This window comes from Desulfosporosinus meridiei DSM 13257 (assembly GCF_000231385.2).
Classification (GTDB): Bacteria; Bacillota; Desulfitobacteriia; order Desulfitobacteriales; family Desulfitobacteriaceae; genus Desulfosporosinus; species Desulfosporosinus meridiei.
Genome location: NC_018515.1, coordinates 3,086,771 through 3,108,534, shown reverse-complemented (window position 1 = coordinate 3,108,534; position 21,764 = coordinate 3,086,771). Strand labels below are relative to the sequence as shown.

Here is a 21,764-nt window from a genome sequence, read left to right as displayed (position 1 = left end):
TATAGTAATCAATGTTTATTTAACACTATTTTAACGAGCTATAGTCCTATAATAAGGGTGCAATCAGAATAACAAGTTCTCGAGTAAGGTCATACAAAAAGCAAATAAGCATATTCGCTATAACTTCAGAAGGAGGGAGAGCCATGGGGGATATGATTTTGGGCGGCTTTGTAGCTATAGGTCTTTTAATATATCTAAGTTACACACTGATGAAAGCGGAGGAATTGTAATGATGAGTAACGATTTTATTCAACTGATCGTGTTTTTTGTAGTGCTCTTTGCTTTGGCCATTCCGCTTGGTCTGTATATGGCTAAGGTATTCCAGGGGGAGAAGACCTTTTTGGATCCGATCATGGGACCGTTGGAAGCGTTTATCTACCGAATATGTGGAATTGATGCCCAAAAGGAAATGAATTGGTGGGAGTATGCTTTATCCCTTTTGGTCTTTAGTTTTGTTGGTCTTTTTACTCTATTTATCCTTCAACTGGGTCAAGGGTACTTGCCTCTTAACCCACAAGGGTTTGGAGGACTGAAATGGGATTTAGCCTGGAATACAGCAGTGAGTTTCACAACTAACACCAACTGGCAGGCCTATGGCGGTGAATCTACAATGAGTTATCTGAGTCAAATGGCTGGCTTAACGGTTCATAACTTTGTTTCGGCTGCCGCCGGAATAGCTGTTGTGGTCGCTCTGATACGGGGTTTAAGCCGCCACCAAGCTAAAACAATAGGTAACTTCTGGGTAGATCTAACTCGTACTATATTGTGGATACTATTACCGATATCCTTGGTGGGAGGAATGTTATTAGTTTCGCAAGGGGTGATTCAAAACTTATCTCCCTATCTCACAGTCAAAACTCTTCAAGGAGCGAATCAGACCTTAGCTATGGGGCCGGTGGCCTCTCAGGAAGCGATCAAAATGTTAGGTACCAATGGTGGCGGATTCATGAACGCTAACTCGGCTCATCCTTTCGAAAACCCTACCCCCTTTAGCAATCTTGTAGAGATGCTGTTATTGCTGCTTATTCCGGTAGGCTTAACGTTTTCCTTTGGCAAGATGTTAAAGGATGCCAAGCAGGGGAAGGTCATCTTTGGGGCGATGTTGATTTTGTTGGTCTTAACCCTAGGCACGACCTATAGTACCGAAATAGCGGGCAACCCTTTGGTTAGCAAGATTGGAATAACTGGTTCTTCTGTAATGGAAGGAAAGGAAGTCCGGTTTGGAGTTGTCAACTCGGCCTTGTGGGCCACGATAACCACTGCGACATCCTGCGGTGCGGTCAATGCTATGCATGATAGTCTTACTCCTCTTGGAGGACTGTCGCCTATGCTTCAGATGATGTTGGGTGAAGTTGTGTTCGGCGGTGTCGGGTCAGGTTTATATGCTATGTTGCTGTTTGTGATTTTGACGGTATTTATAATTGGTCTTATGGTCGGCCGAACGCCGGAATACGTAGGTAAAAAGATAGAGTCTTTTGAGATGAAGATGGCCATCCTGGCTGTGCTTATTCCTTCGGCCTGCATTTTATTAGGCAGCGCCTTGGCTGTGCTAATTACGGCAGGTACCTCCTCCATCCTCAACCCCGGACCTCATGGTTTAAGTGAAATACTTTATGCTTTTTCTTCTGCAACAGGCAATAACGGGAGCGCCTTCGCCGGGCTAAACGTCAACACTGTTTTTTACAATATCATCCTTAGCGTATGTATGCTTATAGGCCGCTTTAGCCCAATTGTGCTGGTTTTGGCCATCGCGGGTAGTATGGCCGGCAAAAAAATAACCCCAGCTGGTGCTGGGACTTTTCAGACAACGGGAGGCTTATTTTCCGGTCTCTTGGCAGGTGTGGTTTTGATTGTGGGAGCCTTGACCTTTTTTCCTGCTCTAGCTCTGGGGCCCATCGTTGAGCACCTATTAATGTTGGCTGGCAAGGCCTTTTAAGGAGGAGTGAGCAAACTATGAGTACAAGTTCAAATTTTAACCGTTCAATCTTAGCAAGGGCTATTAAAGAATCATTTGCAAAATTAAATCCTCGGGTCTTATGGACTAATCCCGTCATGTTAGTGGTAGAAATCTTGGCGGTATTGACCACTTATTTTACCCTTAGAGATATTGCTTTGCAGTCTAAAACATTTGGATTTGACGTGCAGATCGCAGCCTGGTTATGGATTACTGTTCTTTTTGCCAATTTTGCAGAAGCTCTGGCTGAGGGAAGAGGGAAGGCACAGGCTGATTCCCTTCGGAAAACAAGGAGTGAAACCATCGCTAAAAAGTTGGTCAGAGAAAAAGTAGAAAATATTTCTGCTTCGCAATTAGCTAAGGGTGATATCGTTCTTGTTGAGACAGGGGAGATGATCCCTGGCGATGGGGAAATTATTGAGGGCATTGCTTCCGTCGATGAAAGTGCGGTCACCGGGGAATCTGCTCCCGTGATCCGGGAATCGGGCGGTGACCGCAATGCCGTCACCGGCGGCACTAGGGTTCTGTCGGACTGGATCAAGGTGAAGATTACAGCCAATCCGGGTGAAACGTTTCTAGATCGCATGATCAGCCTGGTCGAAGGGGCTAAGCGTCGGAAAACTCCGAATGAAATAGCCTTAACCACATTGTTGCTCGGTTTGACCATTGTCTTCTTACTGGCAGTTGCTACTTTAGAGGCTTATGCCATCTACTCCGGAGCAACGTTATCCATCCCTGTGCTTGCTGCTCTGCTGGTTTGTTTGATCCCTACCACCATCGGAGGCTTGCTCAGTGCTATTGGTATAGCCGGAATGGATCGTCTGTTAAAGCGAAATGTCTTAGCAATGTCCGGCCGGGCAGTGGAAGCGGCTGGTGATGTGGGGGTATTGCTTTTGGATAAGACCGGAACTATTACCCTTGGGAACAGGATGGCCACGGAATTTGTACCCGCTCCAGGTGAATCACCGGAAAAGTTAGCCGATGCCGCCCAATTGTCATCTCTCGCGGACGAGACCCCTGAAGGCCGAAGTATTGTAATCTTGGCCAAGGAAAAATTTAACCTAAGAGAACGAGACATCACTGATTTAGGAGCAAATTTTGTTCCCTTCAGCGCCCAAACCCGGATGAGTGGGGTTGATTTACAGGGTCGTGAAATCCGCAAAGGAGCTATGGACACAATTGAAAAATACTTGCGTGAAAAAGGGGGAGAAATGGCCCCTGAGGTGAAAGCAGCCATTGAGGGGATCGCTAAAAAAGGTGGCACTCCGCTAGTTGTGGCAGAGGGAAATCAAGCTTTAGGCGTCATTTACCTTAAAGACGTCGTTAAGGGTGGAATTAATGAACGGTTTGCTCAACTTCGCCGCATGGGTATTGCGACAGTGATGATTACCGGGGATAACCCATTAACTGCGGCCGCAATTGCTGCCGAGGCCGGGGTGGATGATTTTCTGGCGGAGGCAACACCGGAACAAAAACTAAAACTAATTAGAGAGTATCAAGCTAAAGGCCAATTAGTGGCTATGACCGGGGATGGAACCAATGACGCTCCTGCCTTGGCCCAGTCTGACGTAGGAGTGGCTATGAACAGTGGCACCCAGGCAGCCAAAGAAGCCGGCAACATGGTGGATCTGGACAGTAACCCAACAAAACTTATTGAGATTGTGGAAATCGGAAAACAGTTGTTAATGACCAGGGGATCGCTGACAACCTTTAGTATCGCAAATGACATAGCCAAGTACTTTGCGATTATCCCAGCTTTGTTTGTAGTGACCTATCCCGAATTAGGTGTGTTAAATATTATGGGACTAGCTACACCTCAAAGCGCCATCCTCTCAGCGGTGATTTTTAACGCGTTGATTATCGTTGCCTTGGTGCCTCTAGCCTTACGTGGGATTGCCTACCGTCCTTTGGGAGCTAATGTAATCTTAAGGCGCAATCTCTTAATCTACGGTTTAGGTGGTCTAATTGTTCCCTTTATTGGAATTAAGCTGATTGACATGCTGCTGGTTATGCTGGGTTTAAGCTAGAACAGAGGCCGGAAGCCAGAGTCTATTGTTTAACTTGGGCTTGAATTACGATAATCGAATAGTCTTGGATATTTGGGAAGGGTGTGAATATATATGTTTAAAACAATGGGCAGGGCCTTTATGTTGTTGCTTGTATTGACCTTACTAACAGGGATCGCCTATCCTTTAGTGGTGACAGGCCTATCGAAAGTCATTTTTCCTAAACAAGCTGAGGGCTCTCTTGCATATAAAAATGGTGAACCTATAGGTTCTCTCCTAATCGGACAAAACTTTAGCGATGCACGCTATTTTTCTGGTCGTCCCTCAGCAGCAGGCAAGGATGGATACGATGCAGCCAGTTCAAGTGGTTCTAATTTAGGACCAACGAATAAAGCGTTTTTAGACTCTGTAGCCCAACGAGCAGAAAAGGTGAGAACAGAGAACGAGTTATCTGCGAATGCTTCCGTTCCTGGAGACTTGATTACAGCTTCAGCTAGCGGCTTGGATCCACATATTAGTCCAGATGCTGCTCAAATTCAAGTAGCTAGGGTAGCCAAAGCCAGAAATTTAAGCGTTCAACAGGTTCAGGCACTTGTAGACCAGTATACTGAGGGTAGGCAGTTCGGATTTTTAGGTGAACCACGGGTAAACGTGTTAAACATAAACATCGCTTTAGATTCTTTATAAGTTGGTGATGTTAAATGAAAAAGGAGAAACGAATAGACCCCGATGAGCTGCTGGCCAGCCTTGAGAAGGAGGGTCTCGGGAAACTTACGATTTTCCTGGGAGCCGCCGCCGGGGTCGGAAAAACCTATGCTATGCTCGAAGCAGCTAAGGAAAAGTTGTCAGAAGGAATGGATGTAGTTGTGGGTTTGGCAGAAACTCACGGGAGAGCGGAAACTAAGGCGCTGCTTGAAGGGTTACCCGTAATTCCCACAAAACCTCAGGATTATAAAGGCAAGACTTTTTATGAAATGGACTTAGATGCCATTTTAGCAAGACGTCCCCAAATTGCCTTGGTTGACGAACTTGCCCATACCAATGTAGCAGGCTCCCGGCATAAAAAACGTTTCATGGATGTTCAAGAATTGTTGGCAGCTGGAATCAATGTATATACTACTTTAAACATCCAACACTTAGAGACTCTAAACGATATAGTAGCTCAGATCACAGGAGTAACGGTGCGGGAAACTGTTCCTGACCAGATCTTAGAAACCGCGTTCCAAATCCAACTTATTGATATACCTCCTGAAGAGTTAATTCAACGACTTAAAGATGGTAAGGTCTATGTCGCCGGACAGGCGACCGAGGCCTTGAAAAACTTTTTTCGCCCAGGGAATATTAATGCGCTAAGGGAGTTAGCCCTTCGTTATACCGCCAAAAAAGTAGATCGCCAACTGGAATCTTATATGCGGGTCCATGGAATAGCCGGTCCCTGGCCCACTGGGGAAAAGGTTTTAGTATGTATAAGTGCCAGCCCTTTTTCAGCTAAGTTAATTCGTGTAGCCAAAAGGATGGCGGCAAGTCAAAATGCGGAATGGTTTGCGGTACATGTGGAACCCCACCTGCACCGCCTTTCCGGAAATGAAGCTGATAGGGATTCTATGGCCAAAAACCTTCGTTTGGCAGAACAATTAGGTGCCGAAATCATTGGTCTTACAGGGGATGACATAGCCGAAGAGATTTTGCATTTAGCTGCAAAGCGCAATGTATCACAGATAATTATTGGTAAACCGGAGCATACTCGCTTTTGGACTTTTGTCCACGGTTCGGTCGTTGACAAAGTGATACGACATAGTCAAGGTATAAGTATTCACGTTATCCCAGGGAGTCAACAAGAAACAGGGCAAAGAAATTACCCTGCAGAAAGGGTAAAGAAAAAGGGGATCAGTCCTCAATTAGTGCATTCTTCATCGGTGCCTTATATTTTAGCGCCTTTGCTAATGACATTGATGATTTCAATTATTACCCCCATAAGTTCCTTTCTTGGAATCGTAAATATTTCGATGCTCTTTCTCCTACCTGTCTTAATCAGTGCTGCCCGCTGGGGAAGACTTCCTGCAGTTATCACAGCAGCTATGGGAGCGATAACCTTGGATTTCTTTTTCGTTCCGCCTATTTTTACGTTTACTGTTGCTGATATCCGTTATGTGCTAAGTTTCGCGATCTTTATGCTGGTGGGCATCATTACGGGAACTCTTTCTGATCGCTTGAAGAAGCAAATCAATTATTCACGGCAGCGAGAGAATAGGGTTTCGGCCCTGTATGCTCTAAGTCGGGATATTGCAGCAGTGAGTCAATTAGATGATGTGCTGGAGAGTATTGTAAATAATGTTTCAAGCACATTGGAGGGGCAAGTTGTATTGCTACTGCCCAATGAAAAGGGAAAATTAGTATTGCAAAGAGACTCGGGATTGAATAACTTCTTAAATGATAGCGAGTTGGCAGTTGCTAGTTGGGTTTTTGATAAAGGGCGAAAAGCGGGGAAAGGAACGGAAACTTTAGGTGCTGCTACGGCTTTGTATTTGCCCCTGAGTACAGAACAGGGAGTTCAAGGGGTTCTGGGTATTTGTTTTAATACAACAGAAGTGCAATTCGACTCAGAGCGTATTCGCTTATTAGAGGCTTTTGCCGGGTTAACTGCTATGGCAATTAACAGGATCAAATTGTCAGAACAGGCGAGGCGAACCCTATGCCAAAGTCATAGTTGTTACTAATAAATAAACATGAGATCATCCATAGTACAACTTCAAAAAAGTTTCTAGGAAGAAGGATCTCGTACTATAGTCAAATGCACTACATGTAGTAGAAAAAGGACAGTAACGAAACTAAAGTTTCTTACAGTCCTTTTCTACCTTCTATCCTTCTAATTTATTACTAGCTAGAGCTGAAAAATTCGCATAGTAGCACACAAAAAGTATTGATGAATGATCTATAGAATTTTTATGTTTTATTTATGCTTTACATACAAATATTTCAACAATTTTTATGGGGCTTAGAACTATAATAAGGCTGTAACGAACTATGCGACAATCGGTGGCCTTTCACGATAAGCAAATGGTTTTTAACAAAAGAGACTAGTACAGTGAGTCTGTTTGGAAATAAAGAGAATTAAGCAGGATGATTTTTATGAAGTATGAGTTTAAGCTAAATTATCCAGAGGATAAAGTAATTGATATTAACGTATCCTTTTGGTCCGGGGCGGTTAATATCAATTTTGATGAACTTAATATAATTCGGCAATCAAATCTTAATGAATATAAAATTCAAATTTCAAAGGATAGTTTTCGATTCTTAAAAATTAAACGACAGTTATTTGGACTCGATCCAATACCAAAAATCGTATTGGATTCAGTGGAATTTGATCTGGCTCAATCACTTCGCTGGTATGAATATCTTTTATGCTGCATTCCGCTAATATTGATATCCGGTGGGGCCATTGGAGGTTTTATTGGACTTATGGGGATGCGATCGAATCTTTGGTTAATAAGGAATAATAAATATCCGACATACATACGAATTTTTATGATATTTTTAATAGGTTGTTTGAGCTTTTTAGGATATAAGGAGCTATCAAGAGGTATAGCAACTGCAGTAAGATTAATCAGATCTTGAATTTATACTGATTACCTTTTATAGCTCTTTATTCCTGCTTCAACCTCCGCTGATAGTACAAAAAGATCGGTAGAGGAATTACAATCCAACCAAAACTCTTAATCAGGCTATTCAAAGCACGCTCACGGGCTCGAATCTTTTCCTGACTAACAAGGATTTGATAATCTTTTTGTAATTCTTCTTCGCTTTTCTCTTCGACTTTTTGCTGAGGTTGTTTGGGGTCGCTATACTCTTGAGGAACAACATACCCTCTCTTATATTCCTCATATGTCATATAGTAACTTGGAGGTGAAACCAAGTCAGCCACTGCCATAAAGGAAGCGACACTTCCCCCAATGGTCATCATCAAGGTGGCAAACAAAATAAGATACGTATACACCATCTTAATCATCTTTTTTCCCCCTTCATCTTGATAGACAGGATCTATATTTTTTTGTCGTGACCGAACTGAAAGGACGACTGCAACAATCATAAGAAGCACCAAAACGAATAGAACGATTCCAAAAATGCCGATAAATCCTACTGCCAATTCCCCTCGCCTCCTCTAATCTGTAGTTTGATGGAGATAGCTCGTATATACGTTTAGACGTAGAAATTACTGTCTATCTGACATTTATTATAGCATAAACAAAGAAGCTCTTCTCCCACTTACTGCAAGCTAAAGTGTGAAGCACGTCACACCTTAGCCCATTTTAATTGTAGTATAATGGTTAAGGGTGTTTTTTATGAAGATTGGAATTTTAGTGCGTGAAGAAACCATGCAAATTTGTACGGGAAAGGGCTGTCTTAACGCTTTTTTTCAAAGAAAGGATTCCTTTGCCCGATATACTGAAGAACTAGAATTACTAACGTTTACTCACACTGGCGGTGATTTAAATCGCAAGATAAAGAATATGATTCAAGCCGGGATAGAATCTGTACACCTTTCTTCCTGCTTGAGAGCAAGGTCACCAGACTATGACGCGTTAATTAAAGAGCTATCTGAGCATTTTACTGTTGTAGGATATACCCATGGTCCAGAGGTAAGGACTAAAGATAAAGCAATTAATGATAATGATGGAACTTCAAGCTGACAGCTGAAAAGTTATTTTTGGAGTCCTATTTTTTTTGTCCTCATATCCATTTTGATCTCCATAAGGTAAAATACTAGAGGAAATCGAGACCAGCCTAGCTATATCCGTGTTAATCTGAAACTTTTATGGTATTATGAAAAAACATAGCAGGAGATACGAATCTAATCCGTAGTAGATTTTTAATTATAGGAGGACATGTTATGAAAATTTCCAAGAAAGATGCCTTGACTTGGTTTGAATTCTTTGCAATATTGCCAGAGGATGAGGAAATTATGACCAAGCAACAAGAAATCATTTACGCAACCTTTGCCCAAATTGAGGCAGCCATCGATCATAGAAATGATATCTTAATGTCGGAAATCAGAGGCCTGAAAACTTTGGAGAATAGAACTTTTTTTGTGGGAAATGAAAGCAAGTTCCCCAAAGGATGTCGTTCTTGTCTCTTGGGAACCGGTTTGAGTGCCATCAGGAAAACGAACAAATGTAACTTAGAGTGTAAGTTCTGCTATCATTATGGAGAACTGGATGAAATTCCACCGGTTGGCGAAGGTATGTGGGAAATCGGAGACACAAAATTTTATGAGAAGGACATTGATTTACTTCTTTCCATCCAACAGAAGCCCACGGGTATTTCCTACGTTTATTTAGAGCCATTCATGGAAATTGAAAAATACTATCCGATTATCAAGAAATTCAGTGCTGCAGGGATTCATCAACATCTCTATACAAATGGCACTTTAGCTAGGTCAGAGACCTTGAAAGCTTTAGGTGAAGCCGGTCTTGACGAGTTGCGTTTCAACCTGGGGGCCTCAAATTGTTCAGACAAAGTGATTAAAAATATGGCAATAGCGAAAAAATACATCAAAAATGTAGGTATTGAAACGCCAATGACTCCGGAGTTCTTCGAAACCTTTTTCCGGAAGAAGCAAGCAATCTTAGAGACGAAACTCGATTTTATCAATTGCGCAGAATTGCACCTAAATGCCAATAACATAGACAATTATGACGGGGAAAACATGTATATTTCCAGACATGGCTATATATCCCCCATTTGGAGTCGGGAATTAACTCTGAAATTCATGAAAACAGCCGTTGAAGAAAGCTGGGATTTAGCAGTTCATGATTGCTCAAACTATACGAAATTTGCCAGAGGTTTAAATTTTAGTGGCAATGAGGGTAGGTGGGTCGGATCCAGTAATTATACCTGTGCGTTTTTCAGGATACCCTACGAAGTGTTTTTACCCATACTGCGTGATGACAGTTTCAAGTTTTTGAGTGAAGAGGAATTGCCTGTCGGCTATCGACCAGGAGAGCTGGTTTTTTAATCCTCGGGATGAGCTCAAGCTGTGCAAGAGACTTATGCGCTTAAGCATAATCACTCTTCTTTGGCCAAAGGACTTGTATTTCTAAACAACCATGAAGCAAAACCCCACCAGCAAAGAAATAAAAAATAACCCGGTAGGGGGTAGAACCAGTTAACGAAATCGAATAGTCCAACATTATGTACGATATATCCGAAACCAAGGCTTATACTGGCCCAAGTTAAGATATAGGGATACCTGAAAGACTTTTTGGCGGGTAAAAAATAAAGAAAAATCATAACAGTAACCGTCCAACACAGTGGAGACAGGGCCATCATTTTCAAAACATAGAAGATGCTTAGGTTCTTAAACCACATAATACCTAGTATGTTTTGAAGTAAACCAACTGCTATTATATCCCCTAACCCGCCGATAAGAATTCCATAGATAAAGTATTCTTTATATTTATTTTTAGGGATAAAAATTAATGTTAAGAAATAGGTCATGACTAGAAATATAGGGTAAAATAATAATGTTATTACTTCATCCATGCTTTCTCACCTCCAATTTTATAGGCATTTTATTTATTTGCTTAATAAGTAATTTTCATTCAGCTTATACGGGTTATGTACGCAACCTAGTTATTCTTAGCTTTAGATGGAGTTTGCCTAAGAGGTTCGTCAAATTTAGGCTTGACAAATATAGCAATATATGAATATTCTTAATAAGAATTGATAGAGGTGCATCGTACAATCAGTACCCGAAGTTGTTAAGGTTTACGTAAGACCGTAGCTTTGGTGAAAGGTGTAGATGCCGAAGTCGGTCTCAATTACGTGGGGACAGGGCTGGTTGAACAAAATAAGATTTGTTTAACTGTCGCGTTTGCGGAGAGCTATCTATCTTACAGTATGATTGGAAAATCATATGGGTAATTTAGTGGCTGAATTCCGTATCAGCTATTTTTTTATAGAGGGAGACGGGGATAAACATGAAAAAGAAGACTGTTTTCAAAGGTATTGCCACTGCTCTCATAACTCCTCTGGACGAAACAGGAATTAATTATGAGCAGTTTGGCAAATTGATCGATTGGCAAATTGAAGAAAAGATTGATGCTCTGGTGATTTGTGGAACCACAGGTGAAGCTTCGACCTTGTCTGACGCTGAGCATAGAGCTGCAATTACATTTGCAGTTCAGCAAGCTAAAGGCAGAGTGCCGATCATTGCAGGCACAGGCAGCAATGACATCGAATACGCCCATGATCTCACTAGTTTTGCCTGCGAAGCAGGTGCGGATGCAATGCTTGTAGTTACCCCATATTACAACAAGGCAACGCAAAAAGGCCTAACTAAAATGTTTACACAAATTGCCGATAAGAGCACAAAGCCCATCATTCTTTACAATGTGCCTTCAAGGACGGGAATTAATATTGAGTCTGCAACCTATGAGGCATTGGCTGAACACGAAAATATCGTAGGGATCAAAGAAGCAAATGGCAACATTTCAAAAATTGTTGAGACGATGGCGCGTGTCCACGGCAAGCTTGATTTGTATTCAGGCAATGACGATCAAATAGTTCCGCTTATGGCCCTTGGTGGAGTTGGCTGCATTTCCGTGCTTTCCAACATTATGCCGGCACAGACACGTGAGATTTGCACCCGTTTCTTTCAGGGTGACATTGCCGGCAGTGCTGAGCAGCAATATAAGCTTTATGGCATTACAGAGGCTCTGTTTTGTGAAGTTAACCCTATTCCGGTCAAGGCTGCTATGGCAGCTATGGGTTTTTGCAAGGATTACCTAAGAATGCCTCTCACAACAATTGAGGATACAAACCGTGAAAAGTTGATCTCGGTTATGAGGGCATACGGATTAATCGTTTGATGAAGGTGCTGCAGTAGAAAATCTAGTAGCGCAAGAACCTATATGAGAAACCGTGTTAATTAGACCCTGTAAAGTAAGAAATCCCTCCGCTGTAATGGCGGGGGGATATTTGTTTAGGGGAATTTATCTTTTGGAAGTGTAGGCATTGGCTAGGACGAAGGTAGTCCCATTATATTCATATTCTTGGGTAAATCTCGAATTGGCATCTGCCTGTGCTCTTACACTGAAGTTTTCTTGACTCATAATGATTTTGTTGTTAGATAGTTGCCATTCACCATGATCCCCGGCTGTAGCATCCCAAATAATATTGTAGCCATCTATTCCATTCCAAGTTAAAAGTGTTAATTCAGGATAACTTCCGCTTTCACCACTTGTAGTTATTAGGCCTAGGACAGGGAAGGAAATCCCTTCAAGATTAAATAATCTGATGCTGATTGGAAACATAGGATAGTCAAGTTTAGAATCGTTATTACCAATTTGAAATTTTGATTGCTCCTCGAATGATTTGCCATTCCATTGTAAGATAGCAAGTGAGCGTGTTTTAAGGTAATAAGCGATAAGCTCGTTTTTCGTATTATTATCTAAGTCGAAGAGATAATGATCATTAGCAGGAATGCGGTAGCCGTTAGGTAAAACATCAACAGTGATCTTTGTTGGCACAGGCGAATCTGAAGATGGGGTTATTTGATTAGCAACAATGACTTGAGTATTATTGACTAGATTCAAATATCGTTGATCGATATTATCAGATCCTGCGTCAGATTTCTTTTTCATAAACAAGTATGTAGTGTCTTTGTATTTGCGCCCAGGTATGATGGTAAGCGATTCCCCGCCAAAATAGTTACCGCGGCGTGTTCCAAAGCTTCTCGTCAGATTAATATCCAATTGGTAGTTTCCTGGGTTCAGATTAGCCGAACTAACAATTCCGGTTTTTTGGTCGTATTGTACTTCAATCAATGTTCCATCGCTTCTAGTCAATGTGATCTTTGGTTTGTCGGCAGGTACTACAGAATCAATGTTAATGTAATCGCTTAAAGCAAGCTTAAACTCGATAGCTCCGAAGGCAGGGTTAACAATTTCGTTAAGCTTTTTGATAAGATCAGTGCCGCCCGCCGCAATAAAGGCACTTGAATCTCCGAAGGCATTAAGCTCGTTAAGAAGACTTTTAGCCTCAAGGTAATATTTATCTTTTCCATAGCCAGTATTATAGTAGTAATCGTAAAGAGGTTTGTAAGCTTTGATCTTGCGGGCTGCAGATTTGGCTAAGCTATTAGCATATTCTTCTGATTTCGGATATTTCTCTTGTAATATTTTTAAGATATCCTCGGATATTGACTCATCACTAAAATTCAGATCAAAGAGCTTTCCATAAGCAAAAGCAACTTTGGCATGCTGTGGGTAATCCGAGATGAAGGCTCGATAGGCCTCATCAGCTTCAGATACTTGGCTATAATCCAAAAGTCTGGCAGCTATAGATAGGCGTTCATCCGGTTGATAAACATTCTTATACCAGTAGTAGCAGCCCGTTGTGATTAGGCAAACTGCTAAGATTGAGAAAATGACGACCTTGAGTTCTTTAGGCCTTTTAGAACTTATTTGAGCGTTCAGTGCATTTTCCGCAGCTTCACCATTTTTCTGAAGCAGCTCAGTAACTTCTTCAGCTTCTAATGTTGGGGCTAAGTCCATTTCAGATCCCCCGCAGTTACACTTCAATTTTTCTCCCCCTTTTGTTGCTCTAAACAGATACATACAGCAACAAATTCATTGTTTTTATATTTATTATCCTCAATACGTTAATACGGCCTTGGGATAGATTATGAGGGGGCAGAATGTAAGAACTGTGTACAGAAGCAGAAGAACAAATGTGAAGATATTTAGCAGAAAAATCTCTAGCGTGGCTAAATGAGGAAGCAAAGAAAGAGTTCACTGAAGATAAGAAGAAAGCAATTGATGATTGGCTTAAAAACATCATTTCAAAATAGGAAAAGCCCCTCGGCTGAGGGGCTTGATGTTATTTATTCATCCAAAGTCATTGATGATACCTACATTCAAGCCAGATCGAAACGGTCCGCGTTCATGACTTTGTTCCAGGCAGAAACAAAATCATGCAAGAACTTAGCTTGAGAGTCGTCACAGGCATAGACTTCTGCGATGGCCCGGAGCTGGGAGTTTGAACCGAAGACGAGATCAACACGGGTGCCGGTCCATTTGAGTTCGCCGGTTGTGCGATCGCGACCCTCGAACACGTTTTGATCGTCAGATGTCGCTTGCCAGGCAGTGTTCATGTCCAGGAGGTTGACGAAGAAGTCGTTGGTAAGCGTCTCGGATTTCCTGGTAAAGACACCGTGCTGAGACTGACCGTAATTGGTATTCAGTACTCGTAGTCCGCCTAACAAAACTGTCATCTCCGGAGCTGTCAAAGTCAAAAGTTGGGCACGGTCCAGCAGAAGTTCTTCTGCCCGTACGGAAACTTTAGATTTTAAGTAATTGCGGAACCCATCTGCAGCAGGTTCGAGTACAGAAATAGAAGTAACGTCGGTCTGCTCCTGCTGGGCATCCGTGCGCCCCGGCTTAAAAGGAACGGACACATTATGACCGGCATTCTTGGCAGCTTGCTCTATACCTGCACAGCCGCCCAGGACGATCAAGTCAGCGAGGGAAACCCTCTTTGAACCTGACTGGGCACTGTTAAACTCTGTTTGAATTTTGTCCAGAACTGCAAGTACCCCATTCAGCTGACTTGGCTGGTTGACTTCCCAATCCTTCTGGGGAGCAAGACGGATGCGTGCCCCGTTGGCCCCGCCGCGCTTATCGGAGCCGCGGAAGGTAGATGCCGAGGCCCAAGCTGTGCCGACAAGCTGGGAGACTGACAGGCCCGAAACCAAGATTTTACCCTTGAGATCCGCCATATCCTGTTCGTCAATCAATTCGTGATCCACTGCCGGCACCGGATCCTGCCAGATCAGCTCCTCCTCAGGAACTTCGGGACCGAGATAGCGTGAACGGGGCCCCATATCCCGGTGGGTGAGCTTGAACCAAGCTCGGGCAAAGTCATCGGCGAATTTTTCGGGGTTTTGCTGGTAGCGCCGGGCAATTGGTTCGAAGATCGGGTCGAAGCGCAGAGAGAGGTCAGCCGTGGTCATCATAGGTCGGTGCTTCTTGGCTGGGTCATGGGCATCAACCACCATGTCTTCTTCAGCAACATCCTTAGCCAGCCACTGATGCGCGCCGGCTGGGCTCTTGACCAGCTCCCACTCATATTTGAAAAGTACATTCAGGTAGCCCATGTCCCATTTGGTCGGGTTCGGTTTCCAGGCACCCTCGATGCCGCTGCCAATGGTATCTCCGCCTTTGCCGCTGCCGAAACTGCTCTTCCAGCCCAGGCCCTGTTCCTCAAGGCCGGCAGCTTCAGGTTCCGGACCGACATGGGCCGCATCCCCCGCACCATGACACTTGCCGAAGGTGTGTCCGCCGGCGACGAGGGCGACAGTCTCTTCATCGTTCATAGCCATACGGGCAAAAGTGTCTCGAACGTCATGCCCTGAGGCCACAGGATCAGGGTTACCGTTCGGGCCTTCCGGGTTTACGTAGATCAGGCCCATTTGTACGGCGGCCAGAGGATTTTCCAGATCCCGTTCACCGGAGTAGCGCTTGTCGCCAAGCCACTCGGCTTCAGAGCCCCAATATATGTCCTCTTCCGGCTCCCAGACGTCCGCACGTCCGCCAGCGAAACCAAAAGTTTTAAGTCCCATTGACTCGATAGCGCAGGTACCGGCGAGGATCATCAGGTCCGCCCAGGAAATTTTCCTGCCGTATTTCTGTTTGATGGGCCAGAGCAGACGGCGAGCTTTGTCCAGGTTCACGTTGTCCGGCCAGCTGTTGAGAGGGGCAAAGCGTTGGGTGCCGGATCCCGCACCGCCGCGGCCGTCATTGGTACGGTAGGTGCCTGCGCTGTGCCAAGCCATCCGAATGAAGAAAGGTCCGTAGTGACCATAATCCGCCGGCCACCAATCCTGAGAGTCGGTCATCAAGGCATATAGATCCTTCTTGAGGGCTTTCAGATCAAGCTTCTTGAATTCTTCGGCATAATTAAACTCCGGAGCCATGGGATTACTCAAGTTTGAGTTCTGATGAAGAATCTTAAGGTTCAGTTGGTTTGGCCACCAGTCCTTGTTGGAAGTTCCGCCCCCTGCCGTAGCACTTTTTGTATGGCCTGTTACCGGGCATCTGCTTTTTTCATCCATAAAGTTCCCTCCTCTTAAATTTCTTAAATAGGTGCATATCTGGATTATCAAGTTATGGATGGCAGTTTCCACGCAAGTAGAAAAAACACCATCCAAACTTGACAACGATGCCGGAAACATAATGTTCAGCGGCTCGACAGTGTTATTTACACAGCTTCGCTGTGCATAAAAAGGGCTCCTTATCTATTTGCTTTTGAGATTATATTCTCAAACAGGCAAGCTTCTCTGTTTGATGTCAATGTTTGAAATTCCCTGACAAGCTTGCCGCATTTTTATGTTCAGAGGCAAGGCTTTGCTTGTTTTCTGTCTACTCAGCTAGAAAATTAATAATTTATGTAAAATTGTAATGGTTACAAACTTAATTATATAGTATGATAAGAAAGATGACAATGAAAAAGTAAGAAAATTAAAAAAGAAATTTGGAATACAATATGTGCTACTTCTACAGAAAAGTATATTTACGGTATTTTAAAATTTCAGTATAATTAAATATACTATTTGGAAAAGAAAGCGGCGAGTATTCAATAGATTGGGAAATGGCAGGGGATGAACTATGTTTGAACCTATGATTGCTTTATTAAAGAAGCAGCAGCGAAAGCTCGTTTTTACTGAGGGATCTGATCCGAGGATTCTTGAGGCAGCAAGTCTCCTGAATAAGGATGGTATTCTCGTGCCGGTACTTCTGGGCAATCGTTCTGAGGTAGAAGCTGCAGCCCAAGACATTGGTTGGCCGGTAGAAGGGATTGAAATTATTGATCCCCTTACCTATGCTGGCATCGATAGAATGACTGCAGAATTGTTTGCCTTGAGAAAGGGAAAAGTGGATGAGGCTGCTTGCCGTACTCTTTTGGCAAAAGCCAATTATTTTGGCATCATGCTCGTAAAGATGGGTTATGCCGACGGTCTCCTGGGCGGAGCCACTTATTCCACGGCTGATACCGTTCGCCCCGCATTGCAGATTATTAAGACAAAGCCGGGCAATAAGCTTGTCTCAAGCTGTTTCGTTCTGCACCGCTCTACACCGGATGGCGAGGAAACATATCTCATGGCTGATTGTGCTATCAACGTTAAACCCACAGAGGATGAGTTGGTTGAAATTGCTGTAGAAACAGCAAGAACAGCCAGGTGTTTTGCTGTAGACCCGAAGGTGGCTATGCTTTCCTACAGTACCTTAGGCTCCGGTCAAGGTGAGACTGTCGATATAATACGTAACGCAGCGGAAAAATTAAAAGCCATGAGCCTTGATTTTCCAGTCGACGGCGAGCTGCAATTTGATGCAGCTTTCTCTCCTGATGTTGCTAAAACAAAAGCTTTTGATTCGCGAGTAGCGGGACAGGCCAACACCTTCATTTTCCCCGATCTTAATTCAGGGAATATCAGTTATAAAATAGCCCAGCGACTGGGAAAGTTTGATGCTTTCGGTCCGATTCTCCAGGGTCTGAACGCTCCTGTTAATGACCTTTCCAGGGGGTGCAATGCCGAAGAGGTTTACAGGATGGGTATAATCACGGCCGCACTCAAGTAATGGCCAACTCAAAACCGGGAAATTATCGATGATTGAGTTATCAACTGCGGCTGGATTATCGAGATATTACTGCTGGCCCACCGGAAGAAGAAGCCATTGCCTTTAATTGGTCACCGATGGCAGCCAAGCCAAAGCCAATAACACTAATGATATTTCCTATTGTAGAATATTTTGCGCCCTTTAATGTTAACGGAGAAACATCACGATCGGCGGTTGCAATTTGGTTGTACCTGGCGATCACTACATAAGCGGAAATGATGCTTGCTATAAAGAATGTCCAGCTTGCTGCTGCAATGGTATAGGCAGAATCATCCGGGAGGGACTCTTTATAAAATTCTTTAGAAATTATTTCCTTCTCGGCTTGGAAAGTTGAGATTAGGGCTATAATCGCAGCAATAAGAAAAAGAAAATCGCCTATTCGTTCATCTTTGATTAAACTAAGAGTCAACTTATATTGATTATTGTTAGCGGTCCTATTATTTATAGCAATCATTCTTAGAATTACCCCTCTGTTTTGATATTCCATAGTATGCTGAAAAAAGGGAGAATGTTTGAAGAAGACAACACGATTGACGAGTTTCCTGTTGTTCCAAATGTGAAGCGGGGTGGTTGTGCAGAGAGCAGAAGTAAGCTGTGAACACACAAAACATTTGTGATATACTGTGGGATGGATAAAGCTTAATGGAGGTAAACATGAATAACGGACAGGAACAATTTTTAAGTTTCATTTTAGAAAGAGTAAAAGATGACAGGGTAGAGGAAGCAAAGGAATTACTTGTTGAAAGCTTCAAGAAGCTGACAGAAGGCAATTTTACACAAGATGATATAATGCTGTTTTTGCCAAAAATGATTGCTTTGCTAAAGCCAGAAAAGTTGGAGGAAGTACAATCCGTTGTTATGCAGTTTGCTGAAAACTTTAGTCATTTGCTGCCTAACAGCAAACTTGGATAATTACCATACGTTCTATCTGTTCATAAAGCAAAGGGCATGAATCCAAGTCATAGGAAGGAGTTCATGCTCTTTGGCTTTGCAAAAGGGAAGTCCGGTTACAGAGGGAAGGGATATGTCCACCCTTGCCCCAAAGGTCGGAATAACAATTCCGTGTGCCAATCAATTGGACTGACTTAATTGAATAAAGAAAGAGTGGATAGCCATGAAAAAGGTAACCCTGAAAAATGGCAGAGAATTACTGATCAGAAAAGCAACTGTAAATGATGGGGAAGAAATGGCAAAGTTTAAAATGTGTATAAGTGGGGAGTCGGACTTTCTTTCCTTTGGCAAAGGTGAGCTGGAAATAACCCCTGAAACGGAGAGGAAAATCATTGACTTTGAAAACGGAATGGATAACTCCGTGATCATCATAGGCTTAACGGACGGCGAGATTGCCGGCTTTATTACTTTTGAAGGGGAAACCAGGGTCAGGAAAAGACATAGAGGAGAAATGGGGATCGCTGTCCTTAGGAAGTATTGGAGCCTGGGAATAGGGGGCCTTCTTCTGGAGGTTCTGATAGAGTGGGCCAAGGAAACCCAGATTGTGAGAAAAATTGATCTGGTAACTCGTGCTGATAATGAGACAGCTATTGGATTGTATGAAAGGTATGGGTTCAGAAAAGAAGGTGTTCTGACAAGGAATTTGTACATAGACGGCATATTTTTCGATGCTGTCAGTATGGGACTGGTAATAGATTAATTATGAAATTTAAGAAAAATGAGTTTGAGAATTATTATCATAATTTATGAAAGCCATTCAAACCGACACCAGTGTCGATTTTGAATGGCTTTCACAGATAGGGGGAGGCAAGGATTTAGTTTTTACATAGGTTGTGAAATTAGGCACATTTCGACCTATCATCCTATGAATGTCAATACTTTTAGAAGCAGATTGTTAGAAATTATCAGTGGAACCCTTGGTGAGTTTAGAAATCGACAGAGTATATTATTTATGATAAAATGATTTGAACTTAGTGAATTAAAGGAGGACATATTATCTATGTTTTCTGTTCGATTAAGATAAGCAGGCAATAAAAAAGAGGTAAAAACATCCACAATGGTGGGCTTTTTTGTTGTGCTTATTTTGCGAATTGAGACATGGATAAGGGTGAGGTATAGCCATTTATGGTTATACGTTTTTACTAATGTCTTATAACGACAATATGCAGACTAAAGCCCGCACTGCGGATTTTAGCTGCATTTTTTATTGCCTAAAACTCAGAACGAACTAACGAAAAAAGGCAAGGAGAAAGCAGATATGACAATAACAACTTCAAAATGGAAACGAGATTTTTTTACAATATGGACGGGTCAGGCAGTTTCGCTTATCAGTAGTGCCATCCTGCAAATGGCAATTATTTTTTACCTTACTGAAAAAACCCAATCTGCGATGGTGCTGTCAATCGCTTCGTTGGTTGGCTTTCTGCCCTATGCAGTCTTTGGGCCGGCCATCGGGGTATTGGTTGACAGATACAACCGAAAGATGATTATGATTGTTGCTGATTTAACTATTGCTGGAGCTGGCGGAGTACTGGCCTTTATGGCCTTATCTATGGAATTGCCAGTTGGGATTATCATGGTGGTTTTGTTTATTCGCAGTATCGGAACAGCTTTCCATTCTCCTGCTCTAAGTGCCATGACCCCTCTTTTAGTGCCGGAAGAACAGCTGACCAAATGTGCAGGTTACAGCCAGTCTTTGCAATCAATCAGTTATATTGTCAGCCCGGCAATTGCAGCTTTGCTATATTCCATTTGGGATTTGAATTTTATCATAGCGCTTGACGTATTAGGGGCTGTAATAGCATGTATAACTGTAGCCCTTGTGAATATTCCGGAACTCAACGCAGAACAACGTCCCATAAAGAAAAAATTTATGGAAGAAATGAAAGATGGCTTTGCTGCTTTGAAGGAAAATAAAGGATTGTTTGCCCTGCTTTTAATAGGAACTTTGTATATGTTTGTCTATATGCCAATAAATGCCCTCTACCCACTGATGAGTATGAGCTATTTTAATGGAACACCTATACACGTTTCAATCACAGAGATAGCTTATGCTGCCGGAATGCTGGCAGGGGGACTGTTGTTAGGACTTTTAGGCGGATTTCAGAAACGAATTAAACTAATGGCTGCTTCAATTTTTCTTATGGGGTTAAGTTTAACTGTTTCTGGAATTCTTCCTTCAAGTGGTTTTGTGATATTTGTTTTGTGTTGTACGACTATGGGGCTTTCTGTTCCGTTTTACAGTGGTATTCAAATGGCTCTTTTTCAAGAAAAAATTAAGCCGGAATATTTAGGACGAGTTTTTTCTCTTACAGGAAGCATCATCTCCCTCGCTATGCCTATGGGCTTAATCCTCTCGGGACTCTTTGCCGATAGAATTGGTGTAAACCATTGGTTTCTGATATCAGGGATTTTAATTATCGGTATTGCTATACTTTGTTCACTGATTCCGGTCATCAGACTATTAGATCAAAAAAACATTAAAGGTTAAAGAGGCATACAGAGAGATAGAGTTAAAAAACAATTATTTTGAAAACAGCGGAGCAAGCACAAAATGTGTCTGCTCCGCTTGCCACGTGTAGGGGGTGTCGCAATTCTATTAAGAAGAAATTTGCGACCCCCTAATCAAGAGCACCTTTATGATGCGGCTATTCATAGGATTTAGTCAGCTGGCAAAATGAATCAGTTTATTATTTTTCCTGGACTAGGTGCTTGGCGTAAATTTTTAGCATTTCCATCGCTTCGCAATTTGGACAGACGTTAATTTCTCCTCCAGAATTCGCATTATCATATTCCTGCTCGCATTTCGGGCATATAGGGCATTTCTGATCTGCACTCATTTCACATTCCCACTTTCTTATTTCTTAAATAACTGCACATGTATATCCAGAATCATGTTCTATAACTTAGGAAGTTATTTGATCCTCTAAATATTGTATGCATCAATAAGTGATTCAAGCATTGGACAAACGGACTGAAGAATTGAAAATTGAGTTAAAGCGGCTCATTATGATAAGGTAAACGAATCAAAGGTGGAGTCAGTGGCAGTGCTATATCGGGGGTGAGTGAAAGCATTGGTATAGGCGGATTTGAGAAGTGTGTGTTCTTTTTATGGTGACAGAGTGTGTACGGAAATATATTGATCTGAATCTTTTTTTATTGGGTTATTTTTACTTT

Annotated in this window: 18 protein-coding genes and 1 riboswitch; of the genes, 13 read left to right on the top strand and 5 right to left on the bottom strand. The window is 42.6% G+C overall.

Annotated elements, in window-relative coordinates:
* Positions 1–143 precede the first annotated feature (143 nt).
* From DESMER_RS24945 to DESMER_RS22615, 6 genes are all read left to right on the top strand, one after another.
* On the top strand, positions 144–230 hold the full coding sequence (locus DESMER_RS24945; RefSeq protein ID WP_083856490.1) for a potassium-transporting ATPase subunit F: 87 nt from the start codon (positions 144–146) through the stop codon (positions 228–230).
* Between the two features lie 2 nt (positions 231–232).
* Positions 233–1,936 carry a potassium-transporting ATPase subunit KdpA gene (kdpA, locus tag DESMER_RS14360; protein ID WP_042334571.1) on the top strand — a complete coding sequence of 568 codons (1,704 nt, stop codon included), beginning with the start codon at positions 233–235 and terminating at the stop codon, positions 1,934–1,936.
* A gap of 17 nt (positions 1,937–1,953) precedes the next feature.
* Positions 1,954–3,981 (top strand): potassium-transporting ATPase subunit KdpB, encoded by a 2,028-nt coding sequence (gene kdpB, locus DESMER_RS14355; protein ID WP_014903781.1) that lies wholly within the window; start codon positions 1,954–1,956, stop codon positions 3,979–3,981.
* Positions 3,982–4,074: 93 nt separating this feature from the next.
* Positions 4,075–4,647, top strand: a complete 573-nt coding sequence (gene kdpC, locus DESMER_RS14350) for a potassium-transporting ATPase subunit KdpC (RefSeq protein ID WP_014903780.1) — start codon at positions 4,075–4,077, stop codon at positions 4,645–4,647.
* A 14-nt stretch (positions 4,648–4,661) separates the two neighbouring features.
* Positions 4,662–6,677: a sensor histidine kinase gene (locus DESMER_RS14345; protein ID WP_014903779.1), complete on the top strand. Its 2,016-nt coding sequence runs from the start codon at positions 4,662–4,664 to the stop codon at positions 6,675–6,677.
* A 412-nt stretch (positions 6,678–7,089) separates the two neighbouring features.
* Positions 7,090–7,575, top strand: coding sequence for a hypothetical protein (locus tag DESMER_RS22615; RefSeq protein WP_014903778.1), 486 nt, complete (start codon positions 7,090–7,092; stop codon positions 7,573–7,575).
* A gap of 28 nt (positions 7,576–7,603) precedes the next feature.
* Here the strand turns inward: DESMER_RS22615 and DESMER_RS14335 are convergent, their stop codons facing one another.
* Entirely contained in the window at positions 7,604–8,104 is a 501-nt protein-coding gene (locus DESMER_RS14335; protein WP_014903777.1) for a hypothetical protein, read from the bottom strand.
* Positions 8,105–8,300: 196 nt separating this feature from the next.
* On the opposite strand from DESMER_RS14335, the gene DESMER_RS14330 reads away from it, so the two are divergent.
* Entirely contained in the window at positions 8,301–8,648 is a 348-nt protein-coding gene (locus DESMER_RS14330; RefSeq protein WP_014903776.1) for a CGGC domain-containing protein, read from the top strand.
* Positions 8,649–8,848: 200 nt separating this feature from the next.
* Entirely contained in the window at positions 8,849–9,973 is a 1,125-nt protein-coding gene (locus DESMER_RS14325; RefSeq protein WP_014903775.1) for a radical SAM protein, read from the top strand.
* 50 nt (positions 9,974–10,023) lie between these two features.
* On the opposite strand, the gene DESMER_RS14320 is transcribed toward DESMER_RS14325, so the two are convergent.
* Positions 10,024–10,500 carry a hypothetical protein gene (locus tag DESMER_RS14320; protein ID WP_014903774.1) on the bottom strand — a complete coding sequence of 159 codons (477 nt, stop codon included), beginning with the start codon at positions 10,498–10,500 and terminating at the stop codon, positions 10,024–10,026.
* Between the two features lie 176 nt (positions 10,501–10,676).
* A riboswitch (Lysine riboswitch) is annotated at positions 10,677–10,852 on the top strand.
* Between the two features lie 85 nt (positions 10,853–10,937).
* Between DESMER_RS14320 and dapA the strand changes: the two genes are divergently transcribed.
* Positions 10,938–11,828: a 4-hydroxy-tetrahydrodipicolinate synthase gene (gene dapA, locus DESMER_RS14315; protein ID WP_014903773.1), complete on the top strand. Its 891-nt coding sequence runs from the start codon at positions 10,938–10,940 to the stop codon at positions 11,826–11,828.
* 123 nt (positions 11,829–11,951) lie between these two features.
* Here the strand turns inward: dapA and DESMER_RS14310 are convergent, their stop codons facing one another.
* Both DESMER_RS14310 and katG read right to left on the bottom strand, forming a co-directional pair.
* Positions 11,952–13,541, bottom strand: a complete 1,590-nt coding sequence (locus DESMER_RS14310) for a hypothetical protein (RefSeq protein WP_174278163.1) — start codon at positions 13,539–13,541, stop codon at positions 11,952–11,954.
* A gap of 335 nt (positions 13,542–13,876) precedes the next feature.
* Complete coding sequence (gene katG / locus DESMER_RS14305; RefSeq protein WP_014903771.1) at positions 13,877–16,072, bottom strand: catalase/peroxidase HPI; 2,196 nt, start codon at positions 16,070–16,072, stop codon at positions 13,877–13,879.
* A 553-nt stretch (positions 16,073–16,625) separates the two neighbouring features.
* Here katG and pta point away from each other — a divergent pair.
* Complete coding sequence (gene pta / locus DESMER_RS14300) at positions 16,626–17,597, top strand: phosphate acetyltransferase (RefSeq protein WP_014903770.1); 972 nt, start codon at positions 16,626–16,628, stop codon at positions 17,595–17,597.
* 55 nt (positions 17,598–17,652) lie between these two features.
* Here pta and DESMER_RS14295 read toward each other — a convergent pair whose 3' ends face one another.
* Positions 17,653–18,090 (bottom strand): hypothetical protein, encoded by a 438-nt coding sequence (locus DESMER_RS14295; RefSeq protein WP_014903769.1) that lies wholly within the window; start codon positions 18,088–18,090, stop codon positions 17,653–17,655.
* 200 nt (positions 18,091–18,290) lie between these two features.
* On the opposite strand from DESMER_RS14295, the gene DESMER_RS14290 reads away from it, so the two are divergent.
* The 3 genes from DESMER_RS14290 to mef(A) all read left to right on the top strand — a co-directional run bounded on the left by DESMER_RS14290 (position 18,291) and on the right by mef(A) (position 21,078).
* Positions 18,291–18,548 carry a hypothetical protein gene (locus DESMER_RS14290; protein ID WP_014903768.1) on the top strand — a complete coding sequence of 86 codons (258 nt, stop codon included), beginning with the start codon at positions 18,291–18,293 and terminating at the stop codon, positions 18,546–18,548.
* A 202-nt stretch (positions 18,549–18,750) separates the two neighbouring features.
* Positions 18,751–19,287, top strand: coding sequence for a GNAT family N-acetyltransferase (locus tag DESMER_RS14285; protein ID WP_014903767.1), 537 nt, complete (start codon positions 18,751–18,753; stop codon positions 19,285–19,287).
* Between the two features lie 558 nt (positions 19,288–19,845).
* A complete protein-coding gene (gene mef(A), locus DESMER_RS14280) occupies positions 19,846–21,078 on the top strand; it encodes a macrolide efflux MFS transporter Mef(A) (protein ID WP_014903766.1) in 1,233 nt (410 codons plus the stop codon).
* Positions 21,079–21,764: the final 686 nt, after the last annotated feature.